The organism is Glycomyces dulcitolivorans, from assembly GCF_003265355.1.
GTDB lineage: Bacteria > Actinomycetota > Actinomycetes > Mycobacteriales > Micromonosporaceae > Glycomyces > Glycomyces dulcitolivorans.
Genome location: NZ_QFRW01000078.1, coordinates 1 through 20,489, shown reverse-complemented (window position 1 = coordinate 20,489; position 20,489 = coordinate 1). Strand labels below are relative to the sequence as shown.

Sequence of the window (20,489 nt, the reverse complement as noted above, 5' to 3'; positions counted from 1 at the left end):
GGTGGTGTGCTGGTCTCGGCGGTTGGCCTCCGGGATGGCGGCCTACCCCGAAACACCCGACCGGGATCGAAGGCTCACTAAGGAACCGGCGCGCAGGCGGTCGAGCTTGTCGGCGTCGGGGCTTCCCGGCGCCGCGGTGCAGACGATGATCCTGACATTGGAGTCGACGACCATGAGCGCGTCGCAGTCGATGACCAGGTCGCCGACGAGCGGGTGGTGCACGGTCTTGACCATGCTCAGGTGCGGGGCCGCGGCGCCCTCGTCCCACAGCTCGGCGAAGCGGGCGCTCTTGGCCCGCACGGTCGTGACGAGCGACTGGAACACCGGGTCCTCACCGAGCTCGGTCGCCGAGAGCCGCAGGTCGGCGACGAGCGCCCGCTCGAACACCCCGTCGCCGCCCTCGGGCGTGGCGACCTTGGAGGTGATCTCGTCGACGAAGGTCCGCACGATCAGGTTCTCGCCGATCGCCTCCTCCGGCGACGGCAGGTCGAACAGGTCGCACAGCAGCCGCGTCGCGTACAGCAGCGTCCAGTCGGCGGTGAAAACGGCCATCGGGTGGTCGGCAAGGCGGGAGACGATGCGCTGCGCCGCAGGCGGAACCCGGTCGGCGATCGTGGTCGGCCCGGGCGGCAGCTGGCCCGCCGAGCGGAACAGCAGGTCGGTCTCGCTCCCGGTCAGCCGCAGCGCCCGCGCGAGCGCGGCGACGACCTGCGTCGACGGGGTCCGGAACCGGCCCTGTTCGAGCCGCACGACGTAGTCGGAGCTGACCCCGGCGAGCGAGGCCAGCTCCTCACGGCGCAGGCCCTTCGCACGGCGCCGGCCACTGTCGGCGAGGCCCACGTCCTGCGGATGCACCCGCTCGCGCCAGGTGCGCAGCAGGCTTCCGAGCGTCTGGATCTCAGCGGGCATGGACCGATCGTAGTCCGGCCGGGACAACGGACACGGCCACCGCTGAACCAGGTTCAGCGGTGGCCGTGCAATGAGCTGTATTTGAGGTTCAGTCGCGCCCTGCGGCTCGGAGGAGGCCGTTGAAGTCGCGTGACTCCAGATCGAAGATCGGGGAGACATCGCCGAGCTTCGAGTCCCGCACCTGGAAACCGGAGGAAGCGGGTCGAGCTTCGACGCAGGCTGAATCCTGCGAGCTGCTGCTCCTACTGGACTTGCGCCACCCGGCATGGCTCATAGTTTGAACTCCTTAATCGACCTGGCCTGGTCTGCCACTGATTCGAGTCCGCTGCTGTAGTACTCCACGGACTCCGCCTCCTCGAAGTATAGGTAGCCGTTCTGCGCCTCGACGAACACAATATCCGGGTCGTTTTCGGCGGGGAAGGACAGCAGAATGAACGGCAGGTGCATGTGGTGGGGCGGGCCACCAGCGAACGGGAGGTACCGCACCGTGGCATGGTCGAGCGAGTCCGCCTCGATGAGGCGGTTGATCTGCTCGGCATCACAGCCGAACCGCAGGACTGCCTCGCTCATGAGGAAGTGATGGTTGGGGTGGGTGCCCTCCCAGAAGGACTGTTGACCGCGCAGCCTGATCTGAACTTCTTCCTCAGCCTCCGCCGCGCTGAGCGTGGGATTGCTGCCGAAGAGCATCCGCATGTGGCTTTCGGACTGGATCTGGCCCGGAACGAAAGTCGACTCGTACTGGTGGACCACGCTCGCGTGGGATTGGAGTTCGCGGAAGGCGTCGAATCCGAAGACGCTCCGACCTCTCGGCTGCGTCCAGGTGGTCGCCCCGCCGAGCCGCCAGAGGCGCTGGAGTTCGAATTTCTCCTCGGCCGAGATTCCGTAGAGATCGCACAGCGTGCCGATCACCGGGTAGGTGAGCAGGGTGGCCTCTCCGTCTTCGAGTCGCTGCGCGGTCCGGGTGGAGCCCACCGCGTCCACGATGTCCGGATGCCGGAGCGGCAGCGGCTTCGTCGCGGCAAGCCTTGCGACCTTGAGCTTTCGTCCGATGAGCTTGCGCCTCATAGGGGTCTGTCGTGATGCTTCGTTCGGCATTTGTTCAGTAAAGCAACGGTTACCAATTTCGCAACCCCAACCGGCCGTGAGTTCGATGTGGCGTCTGGCGTGTGGCGTGTGGGCATACTCCCAGCGCCACAGCATGGCGCCACGGCGCCAGGACACGGTCCTATTGCCACGCCCTGACCAGCGGTTTTGCTATTGAATCGGCCTCGATCGCGCCCTACTGTCGACTCATCGCGAGACGTTCCGAGGAGAGGGGAAAGCGATGGGGCAGGCGCAGAGTCGGAAATCCGACCCATTGGCGCGCGGGGGATTCACCGATGGCAGCCACGAGTTCTGGGTCTATGCGACCACTCCGGAGGCGCCGGACTCGTTCCAGGTTGCGGCCGATGGGAACCGGGCGGACATCGTCGTGATCGTCTCCGGGTTGAACTCCGGCTTCCTCCACACGACTTGGGGCGATGAGTGGCGGAACCGGTCGATCGAGTGGCGCGAGTGGGCGAAGAACTGTGCCTTCCACGTCTTCGACAACGGAAGCCTTCTCACCGAGCCGAAGGCGCGGTTCTGCAATGGCTGATCCGCACCCGATCGACGACGGCTGGCTCGGCGACTTCCACAGGGGCCCAGCGGTGTTCACCGTGTTCCGGGTCGGCCCGGATCAGGGTGGGCACCCGCTGAACCCGCCCGAGTACCGCATCGAGTGCAACGACGGCGCCGGCCCGCGCGAGATCTGCCGCTTCGTCGACGAACCCGAGGCCGTCCCCGAGTGGTTCGGCGCCTGGCGAGGCGATGACTGGTGCGACTGGATCCTGGCCGGGGCCGCGAAGACCATCAAGAATCCCGAGAGGTGAGCGGCATCGGTCGCCACCCGCGCGGCAGCTCGACCGCGTGAGAGGGAACCGGGGCGGCGGACTGGGTGGAGTCCGCCGCCCCGCTTTCAACCTCGGCTCAGTAGTTCTGCCATTCGGATTCGACGAGTTCGAGGATGACCGGGTGCATGAGGGTGGACGGGGGCATGTCCATTTCGGCGCGGTCGGGTGGGAAGACCTGGGCGGCTTCGAGGAGTTCGGGGGTGAGGGACTGGAAGGGGCCGACGGAGGTGTCGAGGCCGAGGTCGGGGGCTTGGCCGTCGGCTTGGACGATGAGGTAGCCCCAGTCGCCGAAGGAGGGGACGGAGACCCAGTAGGGGGTCGGGTCGTAGTCGGCGGCCTGGAGGGTGGCGCTGATGGTCCAGTAGGTCTTGGGGGCGAAGTAGGGGGAGCCGCCCTGGACGACCATGCGGCCGTGCTCGCTGAGGTGGTCGCCGGCGAGGCCGTAGAACTCGGTCGAGTAGAGCTTCGCGGTCTCGGTGGCGTCGGGGTCGGGCATGTCGACGATGATCGCGTCCCACTGGCCGGTTTGCTGGCGCAGCCAGGTGAAGGCGTCTTCGTTGACTACGGTGACCCTGGGGTCGTCTAGGGAGTCTTCGTTCAGCTCTACTAGGTCATCGAAGTTTCTTGCTAGGTCGGTCACGGCTCCGTCTAGGTCTACTAGCGTGACTGTTTCTACGTCTGGGTAGCGGAGGATTTCCCTTACCGCCAGGCCGTCTCCGCCTCCTAGCACCAGCACGTTTTTCCTGGAGCCGTTCATTGCCGGGTGGACCAGCGCCTCGTGGTACCGGTATTCGTCCACTGAGGAGAATTGCAGGTCGCCGTTGAGGTAGAGGCGCAGGTCCTGGTCGCCGAACGGCGACGCGGACTCGGTCATGACGATCTGCTGGTACTGCGTGTCCTCGGTGTACACGATCGGCGCCGCGTAGAGCGCTTGGCGCGCATCCGTTTCGAACTTGTCCGTGTACACAAAGGCGGCAACGAGGAGGAGGGCGGCCAGTGCGGCAACGAGGGCTAGCAGCTGCTTCGCCATCTTCGAGAGGTCGTCTCGGAACAGCAGGAACACCAATAGAACACCGGCAACGGCGTTCACCGCGCCCACCAGGAGCGCGCCCTGGATCTGGCCGAAGAACGGCAGCAGGATGAACGGGAAAGCCAGGCCGCCGATGAGCCCGCCGAGGTAGTCCGCCGCGTTCAGGTCCGCCACGGCCGCGCCCGCGGCCTGTTCGCGGATGCGTTGCAGCAGTTCCATGAGCAGGGGGATCTCGGCGCCGATGAGGAGGCCGATCGCCGCCGCGACCGCCACCAGGGGCAGCGAGTACAGGTTCGTCCACGCGAACGCCGCGTACAGCAGCATCACCGAGAACCCGCCCAGCAGCGCCAGAGCGAGCTCCACCGCCGCGAACGACAAGGCCGGCCAGCGCCGCAGGGGCTTCGCCGCCAAGGCGCCCAGGCCCATCGCGAAGACCATGATCGCCAGGACGATCGAGGCCTGCTTGGCGGTGTTGCCGACCAGGTAGGCGCCCAAGGTGATGAGCGCGAGTTCGTACACGAGGCCGCACGCGGAGACCGCGAACGCGGTCGCGAGCAGGCCGAAGCGCGCCAGGCGGACCCGGCGCGCGCTCAACGTCGTCTGAGGGGTGGTGTCGGCCGCAGCCATCAAGACTGTGCTTTTTTCACGACAGCGCCATCGCGATGACCCCGCCGAGGGCCACGTGCATCGCCGCGTTGACCCACACGGCCGGCTGGAGCTCGTCCTCGGTGAGGATGTCGCCGAGCTTGCCCGGCGTGAGCAGGTCGAGGATGAGGAACGCGATCGCCATGGCGCCCAAGCCGATCACGCCGTACACGAACGTGGAGATGACGCCGCGGATGACGCCGCCCTCGGAGGCCCAGATCGCGCCGACGACGATGAGGCCGACGCCCAGGACGTTCGAGGTGAGCAGGATCGCGGCGTTCTTGTTCCGCTCGGTCCAGATCAGCTCGCCGAGCTTCCCGGGGGTGAGCCAGTCGGTGACCAGGTAACCGAGCACCATGAGGACGATCCCCACGACGCTGTAGGCGACGGCGCCGACCAGCGGGTTGAGGACGTCGCGGCTGAGCTCTTCGATCATTGGAGGCTGTGCCTTTCAGGTTCTGCGGGACTGGGCTTACTTGCCGGAGCCGGGGCCGCCGCCCCGGAACGGCGACGGGGGCGAGGAGGACCAGCCCCACAGCAGGAACACCGACGAGTAGTGGTTGTAGCCGGACCGGTAGTCGTGCACCAGGATCTTCGAGCCGCCGCGGTAGGGGGACACGGCGACGATGTGCTTGGTGTACTGGAGGTAGTAGGTGCCGCCGGAGGAGCGCTCCTCGACGGCCTCGGCGTCGTCGTCGATCTGGTCGGCCACGGTCGCGGGGGACAGGCTCGACGTGTACGCCTTGCCGCCGCCCTCGTCGAGGCTCGACGCCCGGTCGTAGTGGTCGCGGATCGTCCCGGTGGGGTTCGAGAAGTTCGAGTTCATCAGGAACACCCCGCCGCAGCACAGCGCCAGGACGACGATGATCGCCGTCCAGTGCTTCCAGTTCAGGCCGCGCGCGGCGGGGGTCGGCGGATGCTGCTGCTGTCCGTTGGTCATCGGCGGTCCTCGGTGGTCTCTCTCGGGGTTCGGGTCAGCTTACGGGCTCGACGCGGCTGACAGTGGTCACGACCTCGCCGTACTGCGGATACGTGTGGACGGTGCGCCACGACAGCGGCTCGGTCCCGGTGACCTCCAGCGCGGTGAGCGCGTCGGGGTCGGCGCCGAAGACGCCGACGAGGAGGTCGGGCTCGGCGGTGCGCTGCACGGCCCGGTCCCGCAGGGCCCGCACGCGGGCGCGCAGTTCGGGGACGGTGAGGGTCTCGACGGTGCACTCGTAGCGGTGCCGCCAGGGGCCGACGCGCTGGCTGAACGTCTCGGGCAGGTCGGGCCCGAGGTTCGAGCGGTAGGCGAGGGTCTCGGCGATGAACCCGTCGGGGGTCGCCACGACCGCCTGGTGGCTGGCGCCCAGGAGGCGCAGGGACAGCCGCAGGGGCCCGGCGTCGCGGTCCATGCGGTCGAGGACCGGCATGGGCGGGGCGTCGGGGCGGAAGGTGAGCGAGGCGGCCGAGACGTCGGCGAACGGCACCTCGATGTGCGCTATCAGCGTGTGCTCCGGAGGGATCGGTAGACGGGGATCAGGCTTCGCTCTGGTGGTAGATCGTGATCTGGTTGCGGTCCAGGGTGAGGCCCTTGGCGAGCTCCCACTTGCCGTCCTCGCCGAAGCGCTCGAAGGAGAGCTTCTGGCCGTCGGGTCCGGCGTAGTCGTGGTACGTGACCGAGCCGGTCGGGGCGAGCCCGGTGGTGGCCTCGGACGTGTACCGGGCGGTGCCCTGCTCGTCGGACCGGTAGGAGACGCCTTCGTGGCTGAGCTCACGCGGGCCCGGCTTCAGGTCCGAGCCGCTGATCTCCTCCCACAGGACGACCTCCAGGTCGGGGTCGGCCTCGACCGACAGCCAGCGCTTGACGCCGGTGCCGGTGTCGAGGAAGTGCTCGGACCAGCGGTAGTCGCCCTCGGACAGCTTGAGGCTGCCGCGGACGGCGAGGGTCTTGCCGTACAACTCGACGAGGTCGGCGGCCTTGAGGCGGCGGGGGTCGCCGCGCAGGACGTCGGTGTCGGCGTCGGCGAACGGGTCGACCGGCCGGTTCGCGGCGGTGCGCCGCTCTTCTTCGTCCTTCTTGCGGGTGTTGTTCTTGCGCCACAACCACCAGCCGAGGACGGCCAGGGCGATGAGGAGGAGGATCCAGATCATGGCGGTGCCTTCGCGTTTCGGGGGTGCGTCGGTGACGGGTTCGGTTCCTTGATCACTCTACCGTCGCGTCGGCAACATCGCTGTCACCCGTGCGCCACCTAAGGCGCCTAGGATCTAGCCTGGAGGCGGCTCACAACGATGTGGGCTTGACGTGATTCGGACTGGAGTATCGAGACGTGTTGGCGTTCATCGGAGACGAAGAGTTCCGCGAGACCCTCCCCGACCGGGAGGAACTGCTGACCGAGGCGGCCAGACTGGCCGGATCCGACGAATCCCTCGCCCGGCTGGTCGAGCTGTACTGGAGCCTGGTGTCCGACGACGACCTCGTCGGCCGCAGCGCGCAGCAGCTGCTGGAGACCACCGCCCACCACCGCCGCATGGCCGAGGTGCGCGCGCCCGGGCAGGTCTGCCTGGAGATCGACTGCCCCGACGACGCCGAGGGCCCCGACGCGGCCTCCTCGACGCGCGTCGACCTCGTCTGCGACGACTCCCCGTTCCTGGTGGACTCGCTGACGGGCCTGTTCAACCGGCACGGCGTCGACATCGCCGTGTTCGTCCACCCGATCGTCCCGGTCCTGCGCGACGGCGACGGGAACCTCCAGGAGGCCCCCGCCGAGGGCGGGCTCGCCGAATCCTGGATGCACATCGAGGTCCAGCGGCTCTCCGACGCCGAGGACATCGAGCGGCTCGAAGCCGAGATCGAAGTGGTCCTGTCCGACGTCGCCGCGTGCGTCGCCGACTGGCAGGCGCTGCGCGAGAAGGCCCTGGAGATCGCCGAGGACCTCGACCTCGCCGCTTCGGGCGCCGAGGGCACGACGCCGCTTCCGGTGCCGGGCAAGGACATCGACGACACCGTCGAGCTGCTGCGCTGGCTCGCGGACGACAAGTTCACGTTCCTGGGCTTCCGGCAGTACAAGCTCACCGGCGAGGGCGACGAGCAGTCCCTGACGCCGCTCGCCGAGACCGGCCTGGGCCTGCTGCGCAAGGCCCCGTCCTCGCCGCGCCTGCTCACCACGTTCAACGCCGACGCCCGCGCCCAGATCGGGACGAAGCGGCTGCTGGTGATCACCAAGTCGAACGCGCGCTCCACCGTGCACCGGACGTCCTTCATGGACTACATCGGCGTGAAGACGTTCAACGCCGCGGGCGAACCGGACGGCGAGCTGCGCTTCCTGGGCCTGTTCACCTCCGCCGCGTACCTCTCCAGCGTCACCGACCTGCCCGTCGTCAAACGCAAAGTGGCCGACGTCCTGGAGCGCTCGGGCGTGACCCTGTCCTCCCACTCCGGGAAGGACCTCGTCACCGCCCTGGAGACCTACCCGAGGGACGAGCTGTTCCAGGCCCGCACCGACGACCTGTACTCGACCGCGATGGGCGTGCTGCGCCTGGCCGGGCGCCGCCGCCTGCGCCTGTTCGCTCGCCGCGACGTGTACGGGCGCTTCTACTCGTGCCTCGTCTACCTGCCGCGGGACCGGTACAACACCGAGAACCGGGTGAAGATCGAGGCGATCCTGCGCCGGCGCCTGCACGGTGTCGACATCAGCTACGACGCGCGCGTCACCGAGTCCGTCCTCGCGCGCCTCCACTTCGTCGTCCGCATCAACCCGTTCGCCGACCACCCCCCGGTCGACGTGGAGTCGATCCAGGCCGAGCTCGCCGACGCGACCCGCTCCTGGGACGCCGACCTCGCCCTCCAGCTCGACCACCATGTGGGCGAGGGCCAGGCCCGCGCCCTGTACAAGCAGTACGGGTCCGCGTACCCGCCCGCGTACAAGGCCGAGCACACGCCGATCGAGGCCGCCAAGGACATCGCGAAGCTCGAACTGCTGCGCGAGGCCGGGGACATGGAGCTCCAGCTGTACCGCCGCGGCGGCGACGACGCCGACGTCCACTTCAAGCTGTACGCGTTCGGCGAGCCGATCGGGCTGTCGGAGGCCCTGCCGGTGCTGCGCGACCTGGGGGTGCGCGTCGCCGAGGAGCGCCCGTACCACATCAAGCGCACCGACGGCACGATCCACCTGCACGACTTCGGGCTGGAACTGCCCGGTGAGGCCGCCGAATCGGTGCCGCAGTTGCGCATCCGCTTCGAGAACGCGTTCCGCGCCGCCTGGGCGGGGGAGGCCGAGTCGGACCGGCTCAACGAGCTCGTCATCCACGCCGGGCTCACCTGGCGGCAGGTCGTGGTGCTGCGCGCGCTCGCGAAGTACCTGCGCCAGTGCGGGTTCGTGTTCTCCCAGGAGTTCATCGCCGCGACGCTCGGGGCCTACCCGGAGATCGCCGCGAACCTGGTGCGGCTCTTCGAGGCCCGCTTCGACCCGCGCGTGGGCGCCGACCGCGAGGCCGCGGTGGCGCGCATCGACGACTCGCTGGCCGAGGGGCTCGCGGGCGTTCCGAGCCTCGACGCCGACCGGATCCTGCGCGCGTTCCTGACGCTCATCCGCTCGACGCTGCGCACCTCGTACTTCCAGCGCGCGCACTCGGGGAGGCCGAAGGAGTACGTGGCGTTCAAGTTCGACGCCCGCGCCATCGACTTCCTGCCCAAGCCGCGCCCGATGTTCGAGGTGTTCGTGTACTCCCCGAACTTCGAGGGCGTGCACATGCGGTACGGGAAGGTCGCGCGCGGCGGCCTGCGCTGGTCGGACCGGCGCGAGGACTTCCGCACCGAGATCCTCGGGCTCGTGAAGGCCCAGGAGGTCAAGAACACCGTCATCACGCCGGTGGGCGCGAAGGGCGGGTTCGTGCTCAAGCAGGACGGGTTCGCCGACCGGGCCGCGTTCCAGGCCGAGGGCGTGGCCCGCTACCGCGAGTTCATCTCCGCGCTGCTGGACATCACCGACAACCGGGACGCCGACAACACGGTGGTCCCTCCGCCGAACGTGGTCCGCCACGACGGCGACGACCCGTACCTGGTCGTCGCCGCGGACAAGGGCACCGCGACGTTCTCCGACGTCGCGAACGCGGTCGCCGCCGAGTACGGGTTCTGGCTCGGCGACGCGTTCGCCTCCGGCGGCTCGGTCGGCTACGACCACAAGAAGATGGGCATCACCGCAAGGGGCGCTTGGGAATCGGTCAAGCGGCACTTCCGCGCGGAGGGCCTCGACACGCAGACGCAGGACTTCACGGTGACTGGCATCGGCGACATGTCCGGCGACGTGTTCGGCAACGGCATGCTGCTGTCGGAGCACATCCGGCTCGTCGCCGGGTTCAACCACATGCACATCTTCATCGACCCGAACCCCGACGCGGCGGCATCCTTTGCGGAGCGGCGTCGCCTGTTCGACCTGCCGCGCTCGACGTGGGCCGACTACGACCGGTCGCTCATCTCGGCCGGCGGCGGCGTGTGGGAGCGGGCCGCGAAGTCCATCCCGGTGACCGAGGAGGTGCGGGCCGCGCTCGGCATCGACGCCGACGTCAAGGACCTCACCCCGCCCGAGCTCATCCGCGCGATCCTCACGGCCCCAGTCGATCTGCTGTGGAACGGCGGCATCGGCACGTACGTGAAGTCCGCCGCGCAGACCGACGCCGCCGCGGGCGACAAGTCCAACGACGCGGTCCGGGTCAACGGCGAGGACCTGCGCTGCCGCGTCGTCGGCGAAGGCGGCAACCTCGGCTTCACGCAGCTCGGGCGCATCGAGTACGCCCAGTCCGGCGGCCCCGAGGGCCTCGGCGGGCGCATGAACACCGACTTCATCGACAACTCCGCGGGCGTCGACACCTCCGACCACGAGGTCAACATCAAGATCCTCCTGCGCTCGGCGACCCTGACCGGCCGGTGCGACCCGGCCAGCCGCGACAAGCTGTTCATGGACATGTCCGACGCGGTCGCCGACGCGGTCCTCGCCGACAACTACGGCCAGAACATGGCCCTGGCCAACGCGATCCGCCTCAACCGGCGCCTACTCCCCGTCCACATCAGACTCATGAAGCACCTGGAGAAGACCGTCGGCCTCGACCGCGAGATCGAAGGACTCCCCAGCGACAAGCAGCTCAAGGAGCGCTCCGCCGCCGGCGGCGGCCTCACCGAGCCCGAACTCTCCGTGCTCCTGTCGTACGTGAAGATCTGGGCCAAGCGCGCCGTCCTCGACTCCGACCTGCCCGCCGAGGAGTGGACCGCGCCCGTCCTGCGCGAGTACTTCCCGGCGCCGCTGCGCGAACCGTACGCCGACCTCATGGCCGAGCACCCGCTCCACCGCGAGATCGTCACCACCGCCGTCGTCGGCGAGGCCGTCAACCGCGGCGGCACCACGTTCTTCTTCCGCATCGCCGACGAGACGGGCGCCGACGTCGTCGACGTCCTCCGCGCCTACGTCATCATCCGCGACGCCTTCGGCCTCCCCGGCCTGTGGCGGCGCATCGAGGCCCTCGACAGCCAAGTGCCGCAAGAGGCCCAGGTCGCGGCCATGCTCGTGATCCGGCGGCTCCTCGACCGCGGCGTCCGCTGGCTCGTCCAGCACAGAAGGGGCCACCTCGACGTCGCCGCCGAGATCGAACGGCTCCGCCCCGGCCTCGCCGTGCTCCAGCCGATGCTCCCGGTGCTGCTCACCGACTCCGAGGCCGTCGGGTTCGAAGAGTTCGTCGACCAGCTCGAAGACCAGGGCATGCCCGCCGAGATCGCCCGCGACGCCTCCGCGCCCATCTTCGGGTTCGGCCTCGTCGACGTCGTCGAATGCGCGCGGCTCCTGGAGACCGACCTGGAGACCACCGCGAAGGTCTACTACGGGATCGCCGCCCAGGTGCACCTCGACGAGATCCTCAACCAGATCTCGGCCCTACCGCGCACCAACCGCTGGCAGACCCTCGCCCGGTCCGCCCTGCGCTACGACCTGTACGCCGCCATGCACGGCCTCACCGCCAGTGTCCTGCAAGCGAAACCGGGCACCGACCCGGCCGAGGCCGTCGAGTCCTGGGCCGAGCGCAACGCCGCCGACATCGCACGCATCCACGAGGCGACCGAGGAGGCCGAGCGCTCCGACGAGAAGCTCGCCGTCCTCTCCGTCTCGCTCCGCCAGATCCGCGGCCTCGTGGAGACCGACGGCGATTGACCGGTCACACGCCCCGGTGGCGTGTGGTACCACCGTGGATAATGTGGGCTCGGAGGAGAAGGAAGTACGAATGCCGAAGAGCCACACCCCCGGGGTGCCCAAGCTGCTGCGCGTCCTCAACGACCAGGCCGCGCTGAAGCTCCTGCTTGAAGACGGGCCCCAGACGCGCGCCCAGCTCGCCGAGCGGACCTCGATGTCCAAGGTCACCGCCTCGCAGATGATGGAGCGCCTCCAGACCCGCGGCCTCGTCGAGGTCGTCGGGTCCAAGTCGGGCGGGCGCGGCCCCAACGCGTCGCTGTACGCGGCCGTGCCCACGTTCACGTACGTCGTCGGCGTCGAGGTCGGCCCCGTGACCACCAAGGGCGCCTGCGCCGACTTCACCGGCCGCATCGTCGGCCGCGCCGAGATCGACGTGGAGGGGTCCACTGATCCGGTCGCGGTGGTGCGGCGCGTCGTCACCGACTCCGTGGCGGACGCGGGGATCGAGATGGCGAAGGTCCAGCGGATCACCCTCGGGACTCCTGGCGTCATTGACCCGGCCAGCGGCGACATCGGCTTCTCCTGGAACCTCCCGGCCTGGCACCGCGGCTTGAGGACTGCGCTGAACGAGGAGTTCGCGCCCGCGGTCGCGATCGAGAACGACGTCAACCTCGCGACGATCGCCGAGCAGCGCTCGGGTGGCGCGGGCGGGGCCGCGGATTTCGTGTACGCGTGGTTCGGCGGGGGCCTCGGCCTCGGCGTCATCCTGAACGGGAATCTTTATCGCGGCGCTTCGGGCGCGGCGGGGGAGATCGGGTTCCTGCCGGTGCCCGGCGGCGACCTGCCCACGGGCGGGGTCGTGACGCGCTTGTCGAAGGGCTCGTACCAGCGGGTCATCGGCGGCGACGCGGTGCTCGACATCGGCGCGAAGCACGGTTTCGAGGCGAACGAGCCCGAGGAGGTGCTGACGGCGGCGCTGGCGGCGGGTGAGGCGGGGGCTTCTTGTCTCGACGAGATCGCGCGCGGGATCGCGCTCGGGATCGTGGCGGTGTGCGTGCTGCTCGACCCGACGGTCGTGGTGCTCGGCGGCCCGGTCGGGTACGCGGGCGGCCTCGAACTCGCGGGACGCGTTGCGGCCCAGACTTCCCAGCTCGCCCCGGTCAACCCGAGTGTCGTCGCAGGGACGGTCATCGAGGAGCCGATCATGCGTGGCGCGATCCTGCACGGGCTCGATGCGGTGCGCGAGAGCCTCTTCGACTGATTCGCGGGCACGGCGAGAGCCGAGGAGGCTCGTTTTCAGGGCCCCCGGGCAAAACCCTGACACGGGGGTACGACAAAACGCCGCCCCCGCCGCGATGCGGCGGGGGCGGCGTCTCAGTTCGGTCGTCAGGCCGCGTCGCGGCGCTGGAAGGACCAGGTCGCCAGTGCGCCGAACAGGAGCACGATCGCGCCCAGGAGGACGCCGGCGTCGCCCCAGGTGATGACCATGACTTCAGGGGTCATGTCGTTGAAGCCGGAGTACGCGCCGTACAGCTCGACCCGACCCGTGATCCACGCGCCCACCCAGGTGTACAGCGACAGGCGCTCGGGGAAGTCCATGGACAGGTTCATCGACACCATGTTCACGATCAGCTCCCCGACGATCAGGTAGCCCGCGATGACGCCGCCCGCGATGGCCGTGTGCCGCCCGAGCATCGCCAGCGACGCGCCCAGGAGGGTCATGCCCAGGGCGAGCACGCCCGTCCGCAGCACCAGCTCCAGCGTGTCCTCCCACCACACGCCGTCGAGCACGCCGACCTCGCCGCGCAGCGAGGCCACCAGCACCAGCAGCCCGAACGCGAGCGCCGCCAGGACGACCACTCCCGCCGCGCACGCAGCCAGCGCCGCGCCGAGCTTGACGCCCCACAGCCGCATCCGGTTCGGGTGCCACACCATCAGGTTCGACATGCCGCCGCTCGACCACTCGGCGCCGATCGCCGACGACCCGAGCAGCATCATGACCAGACCGGCCACGATCATGACGCCGACGATGACGAACGGGCCCTCGTTCTCGAAGTCGAACGTGTACGTCCAGATGAAGTCCTCGGCCCACCAGCCGCCCACGGCGTGCTCGCAGGCCTCCTTGTGGCTCATGCCCTCGTACTCCGGGTCGGTCTCGACCCAGCCGTACATCTCGTTGTCCTCGAAGTAGGACTCGTCCTCGACGCAGTCCAGGTAGTCCGGGTTCTGCTCGTTCATCTCGTCGGCCTGCGCCTGCGCCTCCGCGAGGGTCTCCTCGCTGGGGCCCTTCGACGAGATCGACGCCAGGATCACCGCCAGGCCCACCACGCCGGCGAGCAGGAGGATCCCGAACACCAGGGTCAGGCGCCGGCGCGCGATGCGCCGCAGTTCCGCTTTGAACAGGTTCACCGCTGCGCCTCCTCGGCTTCGGAACCGGCTTCGGAACCGGCCTGGGGACCGGCGTCGGGCGACACCGCGACCGGCACCTCGATCGGCGAGGCCGTCTCCGGCACCGCCACCGACTGCCCGATCTGGACGGTCTGCCCCGGCTGCGGGGCGGTCCCCGTCAGCTCCAGGAACACCGACTCCAGGTTCTTCGTCTGCGTCACCAGCTCCGACAGGTAGATCCCCGCCTCGGCCAGCGTCTGCGTCACCCACGCCGCCTCCGGCGCGTTCGTCACGACCAGCCGGTCGCGCTCGACGACCGCGCCCACCCCGGCCTTCGCCGTCGTGAGCGCCTCCGCCGCTTCGGGAAGCGACCCCGCGTCCGGGAACCGGACGCTCAGCGACGCACCCGAATGCCCGGCGATGATGTCGGCGACCGAACCGTCCACGATCCGCCGGCCCCGCGAGACGATCGTCATCGAATCGCACAGCTGCTGCACCTCCGACAGGAGATGCGAGGACACCACGACCGTGACGCCCTGCTCGTGCGCGAGCCACTGGAGCAGCTCCCGCATGTGGTGGATCCCGGCCGGGTCCAGGCCGTTCGCCGGCTCGTCCAGGATCAAGAGCTGCGGCTGCTTCAGCAGCGCCTGCGCCACCGCGAGGCGCTGGCGCATCCCCAGCGAGTACCCCTTCACGGACGCCTTCGCGGCGTCCCTCAGGCCCACCTGCTCCAGGACCGACTCGACGCGGTCCTTCGGGATGCCCGCGCTCTCGGCGAGCAGCTGGAGCGTCAGGCGCCCCGAGAAGTGCTTGAAGAACTGCGGCGACTCCACGACGGCGCCGATGCGCCCCACGACCTGCGGCAGGCGGTGCGGCACCTCCTCGCCGAAGATCCGCATGGTCCCGCCGTCGACGCGGATGAGCCCCAGCAGGGCCCGCAGCGTCGTCGTCTTGCCGGACCCGTTGGGGCCCAGGAAACCGTGCACCTGGCCCGCGGCGACCTCAAGGTCGAGGCCGTCCAACGCGTTGTGCGGCTGGCGGAAGCTCCTTCTATAGGTCTTCCGCAGCCCCGATATCTCGATGATGGGGGGCATGAACTCATTTCCATGTGAGGCGAGGCCGGTCTGCGGTGACGGGCACCGCGCGTGCCGCCGCGGACGCGGCGTTCAATGAGACGTTAACCATCAGACGCCACCCGGGGCCGTCCAGTTGCACCCCGGCCGCGCCGTGTCGGGCCCCGCCCGTCTCGGAGGCTCGCCCGTGTGTCCTACTCCCACCGCGCGGCCCGCCCCCGACCGAGCGTTCGGTCAACGTGGTTTCATTGACCCGTGGCTCAGTCTGAACGCGTCCTCGACCTGTCCGGCGTCACCGTGCGACGCGGCGGCAACCAGCTCCTCGACGGCGTCGACTGGCAAGTCGACGCCGACCAGCGGTGGGTCGTCCTCGGCCCCAACGGTGCGGGCAAGACGACGCTGCTCAACCTAGCGGCCGCCCGCAACCACCCCACCTCCGGCGTCGTCGAAATCCTCGGCGAGCGCCTCGGCCGCGTCGACGTGTTCGAGCTCCGCCCCCGGATCGGCCTGACCACCACGCAGGTCGCCGACGCGATCCCCAACGACGAGAAGGCCTTCGACGTCGTCCGCACCGCCGCCTGGGGCATGATGGGCCGCTGGCGCGAAGAGTACGACCCGCAGGACGACGAGCGCGCCGCCTCCCTCATGCGCTGGCTCGGCGTCGCCCAGCTCACCGACCGCCTCTTCGGGACCCTCTCGGAAGGCGAGCGCAAGCGCGTCCTCATCGCCCGCGCGCTCATGACCGACCCCGAACTGCTGCTGCTGGACGAGCCCGCCGCGGGCCTCGACCTCGGCGCCCGCGAAGCCCTCGTCGCCACCCTCGCCGGCCTCGCCCGTGACGAAGCCGCCCCGGCCCTGGTCCTGGTCACCCACCACGTCGAAGAGATTCCCCCGGGCTTCACCCACGCCCTGGTCCTCTCCGCAGGCGGCGTCATCGCCGCCGGCCCCATCGACGAGGCCCTCACGTCGGAGACCCTCTCCAAGGCCTTCGGCCTCCCCCTGACCCTCACGGCAAACGGCAACCGCTTCACCGCCACCGCCGCCTAACCGGCCGACCCGAACTGTCGTACCTGCGTGTCAGGGTGTTGACCCAGGGGCCCAGAAAACGAGCCTCCTCGGCTCTGCCCCTGCCCTCCAACCGGCCTCACACTCGCGGAATTCGTCGCATGTCAGCAGGCTCGGTTACGCTGACCCGGTGAGAATCCGGTGGTGGCGCGCGGCGGTCCTGTCGGCCGTCGCCGCTTTGGCGCTCGTCTACCTCGCCGGGCTCACCCGCCTCGGCGGGGCCGAAGCCGGGCAGCTCCACGCCGTGCCCGTCCTCGACGCCGACCCCGCCGCCGAACTCGCCTCCATGCGCACCGCCGCCCCCGTCACCGGCGACGACCCCGCCGCCGCGCTCAACGCCGCGCTGGCCGACCCCCAGGCCGCCGCCGAACTCGTCGCCGCCGCCCCCACCGCCGACTCCGGTGAACTCGGCGCCGCGCTCGCCGCCCTCGACGAGGCCGACGGCGGTCTCGACCCGGTCGAGGTCAACGGCTTCTTCACCGGCCTCGGCGCCGAGGAGACCGCATGGCTCGCGGTCCTCTACCCCTCCGTGATCGGCGACCTCCCCGGTGCGCCCTTCGCCGCCCGCGAGGCCGCGAACCGGCTGGTCCTGGCGGCCGCGATCGACGCCTCCACCGCGACCGGCAGCCCCGACCGCCCCTGGGACGACGAGGCCGGGCGCCCCGCCCGCGCCGAACTCGCGCAGCTCATCGGCTCGGGCCGCCGCTTCCTCCAGCTCGACCCCTACGCCAACGAGGGCCGCGGCTCCTGGATCGAGGTCGTCGGCGACCTCGACACCGCCGCGAACGTCGCCGTGCTCGTCCCCGGCGGCTCCGCGTTCCTCACCAGCGACAACTTCAACCTCTACCACGACCGCGCCGAGTCCTTCGTGGACGCCGCCGGAGGCGCGCTCGCCGTGGTCGTCTGGGCCGGCGCCGCCTCGCCCTCGGGCTGGGTCGAGGAGGCCTGGGCCTCCTGGTCGCAGATCGCCGCCGAGAGCCTCGCGGCCTTCACGTTCGACCTGCGCAACCAGCTCGGCGACGACGTGACCCTGACCCTCGCCGGCCACTCCTACGGCGGCGCCGTCGTCGGCTACGCCGAGACGTTCGACCTCGAAGCCGACCGCGTCCTCCACATCGCCTCCGCGGGCATGGGCAGCGACGTCACCGGCCCCGAGGACTACACCGAGCCCTGCCGCGCCCGCTTCTCCATGACCGCGCCCGGCGACCCGATCTCCTACGTCCAGGGCATGCCGTACGTCCCGCTCCTGGGCCACGGCGCCGACCCCGACGACTTCCCCGGGATGCGCAACCTCGCCACCGGGAGCCTCTCCGACGCCCCCGGCGCCACCGACGACACCGGCCTCAGCCTCGACGACCTGGGCATCTCCGGCAAGACCATCGAAGGCGTCCACTCCCACTCGGAGATCTTCTACCCCGAGTCCGACGCCTGGAAGAACCTCCTCAAGGTCCTCCTCAACGAGGAGCCCGACCTCGTCGGCGAGCAGCCCGCCGACCCCGCCTGCCCCTAGACGCGGAAACGGGCGCGGCGGATGCCGCGCCCGTTTCCGGAATGATCTATTCCCCTTCGAGCAGGAGCCCCAGGTGCTTCTCCACGACCGGCAGGACCTCCTCGACCGTGACGTCGCGGCCCAGCTCCTGCGAGAGGCTCGTGACGCTCGCGTCGGTGATCGCGCACGGCGCGATCCGGTCCCAGTACGTCATGTCCGGGTCGCAGTTGAGCGCGAACCCGTGCATCGTCGTCGCCCAGCGGACCCGCACGCCGATCGCGCAGATCTTCCGCTCCGGGCCCTTCTCGTCCTCCGGCAGCCACACGCCCGTGCGGTCCCGCAGGCGCCCGCGCGCCGACGGCACGCCCATCTCGTGGCACACCGCCGAGATCATGTCCTCGACCCGGCGCACGTAGCCGACCACGTCGACCTTGTTGCGCATCTTCATGATCGGGTACCCGACGATCTGGCCGGGCCCGTGCCAGGTGATCTGGCCGCCGCGGTCGACCGTGACGACCGGGGTGCCGTCCTGCGGCAGCGCCCACGTCTCGGTCCGGCGCCCCGCGGTGTACACGCTCGGGTGCTGGAGCAGCAGAACGGTGTCGCCGATCTCGTCGTCGATCCGCCGCTGCTGGAGTTCCTTCTGGTAGTCCCAGGCCTCCTGGTAGTCCATGAGGCCGCGCTTCTCGACGGTGATGCCTTCAACGACGCTGATGCCTTCAACGGCACTGATTCCCGGGGCGTGCGCGCCCGCGGTCCCCACTGGTGCGGTCATCCCTCGACCCTAGACCCGGACGCGCCCGGGCGGCCACCGGACGACGGATGCGTCACGCTGGTTCCAACGGTGCTTCCGGCCCGTTATGCGCAGGTCGTTCTTTATGATGCCGTTACTTAATTGCCGACTAGTTGCTGCCGTCGGCCGCCCCGGTGACCGCGCGTGAGCTGTCACACTACTATTCCTAAGGTATTTAAAGCCCAATCCGCTCGCCCCGCGCCAGTCGAGGGTTCCACACGACCACAGGGATACGAATGGAAGCAACGCCGAAGGCTCCGATGGTCACCATCGCCGGAGTAAACAAGCACTTCGGAGACCTCCACGCGCTCAAGGACATCGACCTGACCGTGGACGACGGCGAGGTCGTGGTCCTCATCGGCCCCTCCGGCTCCGGCAAGTCGACGCTGTGCCGGACCATCAACCGCCTCGAAACCGTCGACGCCGGCACCATCACCGTGAACGGCAAGCCGCTCCCCGCCGAGGGCCGCGCCCTCGCCAACCTGCGCGCCGACGTCGGCATGGTCTTCCAGCACTTCAACCTCTTCGCGCACCTCACGGTCCTCCAGAACATCACCCTCGGACCGATCAAGGTGCGCAGGACCCCCAAGGCCAAGGCCGAGGAGCGCGCCCGCCAGCTCCTGGAGCGCGTGGGCCTCGCCGGCAAGGCCGACGCCTTCCCGTCCCAGCTCTCCGGCGGCCAGCAGCAGCGCGTGGCCATCGCCCGCGGCCTGGCCATGGACCCCAAGCTCATGATGTTCGACGAGCCGACGTCCGCGCTCGACCCCGAGATGATCAACGAGGTCCTCGACGTCATGCAGGACCTCGCCCGCGAAGGCATGACCATGGTCGTGGTCACCCACGAGATGGGCTTCGCCCGCCGCGCCGCCAACCGCGTCGTCTTCATGGCCGAAGGCCAGATCGTCGAGACCGCCACCCCTGACGAGTTCTTCGACAACCCGCAGACCGAACGCGCCCAGGACTTCCTCTCGAAGGTCATGTCCCACTAGACACCCGAGCACCACACCGTCGACCCCACCCACAAGGAAGGAAACAGCTATGCGCGCATTCCGCAAGGCCGCCGCCGCGATTGCGGCCGCAGGCCTGATGTCCCTGGCCGCCTGCTCCGGCGAGGCCAGCCAGGAGGCCGAGGAGCAGGAGTCCATCGACGAGTCCGTCGGCGAGTACTCCCTGGCCCAGTCCGCGGAGATTCCCGCCGGCTACATCCAGGACATCCAGGACAAGGGCTACATCACGGTCGGCGTCAAGTACGACCAGCCCCTCATCGGCCAGATGAACACCGCGACCGGCGAGGTCGAGGGCTTCGACGCCGAGATCGCCCGCCTCCTGGCCACGTACATCTTCGGCGAGGTCACCGAGGGCGACGACGGCAACCTGCGCTTCGTCGAGACCACCTCGCAGAACCGCGAGACGTACATCAACGACGGCACCGTCGACGTGGTCATCGCCTCCTACTCGATGTACCCCGAGCGCCTGACGCAGTTCGACTTCGCCGGCCCGTACTTCCAGACCGGCCAGAACGTCATGGTCGCCGCCGACAACACCGACATCAACTCGGTGGCCGACCTGGCCGGCAAGAACGTGTGCATCGCCGAGGGCTCCGGCTCGATCGGGAACCTCGAAGCCGAGAACCCCGACGCGATCATCACGCCGCTCGCCGACTACGCCGCCTGCGCCCAGGCCCTGGAGAACGGCCAGACCGACGCGGTCAGCACCGACGAGACCATCCTCTACGGCTTCACCGTCGACAAGCCGGACGTCTACCGCGTCCTGCCGTCCTCGAACATCTTCACCGACGAGCCCTACGGCGTCGCCATGCCGCTCGGCGAGACCGACGCCCGCCTCTTCGTCGACGACATGATCGACGAGATCGTCGCCAACGGCGACTGGCAGAAGGCGTTCGACAAGACCTTCGGCGCCGCGGGCATGGAGACGCCCGCCGAACTCCCCGTTCCCAACCGCTACTAGGTCCGCGACCGTTCGGTGAAGCGGCGGCGGCCGTGACACGGCCG

Annotated in this window: 19 protein-coding genes; 8 read left to right on the top strand and 11 right to left on the bottom strand. The window is 69.5% G+C overall.

The window, feature by feature from the left end:
• Positions 1-42 precede the first annotated feature (42 nt).
• The 3 genes from DI269_RS07180 to DI269_RS07170 all read right to left on the bottom strand — a co-directional run bounded on the left by DI269_RS07180 (position 43) and on the right by DI269_RS07170 (position 2,004).
• Positions 43-909, bottom strand: a complete 867-nt coding sequence (locus DI269_RS07180) for a helix-turn-helix transcriptional regulator (RefSeq protein WP_112134418.1) — start codon at positions 907-909, stop codon at positions 43-45.
• A gap of 88 nt (positions 910-997) precedes the next feature.
• Positions 998-1,183, bottom strand: a complete 186-nt coding sequence (locus tag DI269_RS07175; protein ID WP_112134417.1) for a DUF397 domain-containing protein — start codon at positions 1,181-1,183, stop codon at positions 998-1,000.
• Positions 1,180-2,004, bottom strand: a complete 825-nt coding sequence (locus tag DI269_RS07170) for a DUF5753 domain-containing protein (RefSeq protein ID WP_157974811.1) — start codon at positions 2,002-2,004, stop codon at positions 1,180-1,182. Before DI269_RS07170 ends, DI269_RS07175 begins: the two co-directional genes overlap by 4 nt.
• A 229-nt stretch (positions 2,005-2,233) precedes the next feature.
• On the opposite strand from DI269_RS07170, the gene DI269_RS07165 reads away from it, so the two are divergent.
• Complete coding sequence (locus tag DI269_RS07165; RefSeq protein ID WP_112134415.1) at positions 2,234-2,545, top strand: hypothetical protein; 312 nt, start codon at positions 2,234-2,236, stop codon at positions 2,543-2,545.
• Positions 2,538-2,819: a hypothetical protein gene (locus DI269_RS07160; protein WP_112134414.1), complete on the top strand. Its 282-nt coding sequence runs from the start codon at positions 2,538-2,540 to the stop codon at positions 2,817-2,819. The genes DI269_RS07165 and DI269_RS07160 overlap by 8 nt, the downstream gene beginning before the upstream one ends.
• A 97-nt stretch (positions 2,820-2,916) precedes the next feature.
• On the opposite strand, the gene DI269_RS07155 is transcribed toward DI269_RS07160, so the two are convergent.
• Genes DI269_RS07155 through DI269_RS07135 form a run of 5 tightly spaced genes read right to left on the bottom strand, consistent with a single transcriptional unit; the run spans position 2,917 to position 6,648 of the window.
• On the bottom strand, positions 2,917-4,497 hold the full coding sequence (locus DI269_RS07155; RefSeq protein ID WP_112134413.1) for a polyamine aminopropyltransferase: 1,581 nt from the start codon (positions 4,495-4,497) through the stop codon (positions 2,917-2,919).
• A 16-nt stretch (positions 4,498-4,513) separates the two neighbouring features.
• Positions 4,514-4,951, bottom strand: a complete 438-nt coding sequence (locus DI269_RS07150) for a DUF350 domain-containing protein (RefSeq protein ID WP_112134412.1) — start codon at positions 4,949-4,951, stop codon at positions 4,514-4,516.
• A gap of 36 nt (positions 4,952-4,987) precedes the next feature.
• Positions 4,988-5,455 (bottom strand): DUF4247 domain-containing protein, encoded by a 468-nt coding sequence (locus tag DI269_RS07145; RefSeq protein WP_112134411.1) that lies wholly within the window; start codon positions 5,453-5,455, stop codon positions 4,988-4,990.
• A gap of 34 nt (positions 5,456-5,489) precedes the next feature.
• On the bottom strand, positions 5,490-5,984 hold the full coding sequence (locus tag DI269_RS26860; RefSeq protein WP_157974810.1) for a DUF2617 family protein: 495 nt from the start codon (positions 5,982-5,984) through the stop codon (positions 5,490-5,492).
• Between the two features lie 49 nt (positions 5,985-6,033).
• A complete protein-coding gene (locus tag DI269_RS07135; protein WP_112134409.1) occupies positions 6,034-6,648 on the bottom strand; it encodes a DUF4178 domain-containing protein in 615 nt (204 codons plus the stop codon).
• Positions 6,649-6,824: 176 nt separating this feature from the next.
• Between DI269_RS07135 and DI269_RS07130 the strand changes: the two genes are divergently transcribed.
• The gene (locus DI269_RS07130) at positions 6,825-11,690 is read left to right on the top strand and encodes an NAD-glutamate dehydrogenase (protein ID WP_112134408.1); all 4,866 of its coding nucleotides are present in this window, start codon (positions 6,825-6,827) and stop codon (positions 11,688-11,690) included.
• A gap of 70 nt (positions 11,691-11,760) precedes the next feature.
• A complete protein-coding gene (locus DI269_RS07125; RefSeq protein ID WP_112134407.1) occupies positions 11,761-12,930 on the top strand; it encodes an ROK family transcriptional regulator in 1,170 nt (389 codons plus the stop codon).
• Between the two features lie 125 nt (positions 12,931-13,055).
• Here the strand turns inward: DI269_RS07125 and DI269_RS07120 are convergent, their stop codons facing one another.
• Complete coding sequence (locus DI269_RS07120) at positions 13,056-14,078, bottom strand: ABC transporter permease subunit (RefSeq protein WP_112134406.1); 1,023 nt, start codon at positions 14,076-14,078, stop codon at positions 13,056-13,058.
• A complete protein-coding gene (locus DI269_RS07115; protein ID WP_112134405.1) occupies positions 14,075-15,151 on the bottom strand; it encodes an ABC transporter ATP-binding protein in 1,077 nt (358 codons plus the stop codon). The genes DI269_RS07120 and DI269_RS07115 overlap by 4 nt, the downstream gene beginning before the upstream one ends.
• Before the next feature lie 234 nt (positions 15,152-15,385).
• Between DI269_RS07115 and DI269_RS07110 the strand changes: the two genes are divergently transcribed.
• Both DI269_RS07110 and DI269_RS07105 read left to right on the top strand, forming a co-directional pair.
• Positions 15,386-16,177, top strand: a complete 792-nt coding sequence (locus DI269_RS07110) for an ABC transporter ATP-binding protein (RefSeq protein WP_112134404.1) — start codon at positions 15,386-15,388, stop codon at positions 16,175-16,177.
• Positions 16,178-16,325: 148 nt separating this feature from the next.
• On the top strand, positions 16,326-17,705 hold the full coding sequence (locus tag DI269_RS07105; RefSeq protein ID WP_112134403.1) for an alpha/beta hydrolase: 1,380 nt from the start codon (positions 16,326-16,328) through the stop codon (positions 17,703-17,705).
• A gap of 46 nt (positions 17,706-17,751) precedes the next feature.
• On the opposite strand, the gene lipB is transcribed toward DI269_RS07105, so the two are convergent.
• The gene (gene lipB / locus DI269_RS07100) at positions 17,752-18,459 is read right to left on the bottom strand and encodes a lipoyl(octanoyl) transferase LipB (RefSeq protein WP_112134402.1); all 708 of its coding nucleotides are present in this window, start codon (positions 18,457-18,459) and stop codon (positions 17,752-17,754) included.
• A 254-nt stretch (positions 18,460-18,713) separates the two neighbouring features.
• Here lipB and DI269_RS07095 point away from each other — a divergent pair, with 254 nt between their 5' ends.
• Both DI269_RS07095 and DI269_RS07090 read left to right on the top strand, forming a co-directional pair.
• A complete protein-coding gene (locus tag DI269_RS07095; RefSeq protein ID WP_112134401.1) occupies positions 18,714-19,466 on the top strand; it encodes an amino acid ABC transporter ATP-binding protein in 753 nt (250 codons plus the stop codon).
• Between the two features lie 49 nt (positions 19,467-19,515).
• Complete coding sequence (locus DI269_RS07090; protein ID WP_112134400.1) at positions 19,516-20,445, top strand: glutamate ABC transporter substrate-binding protein; 930 nt, start codon at positions 19,516-19,518, stop codon at positions 20,443-20,445.
• The last annotated feature ends 44 nt before the right edge of the window (positions 20,446-20,489 follow it).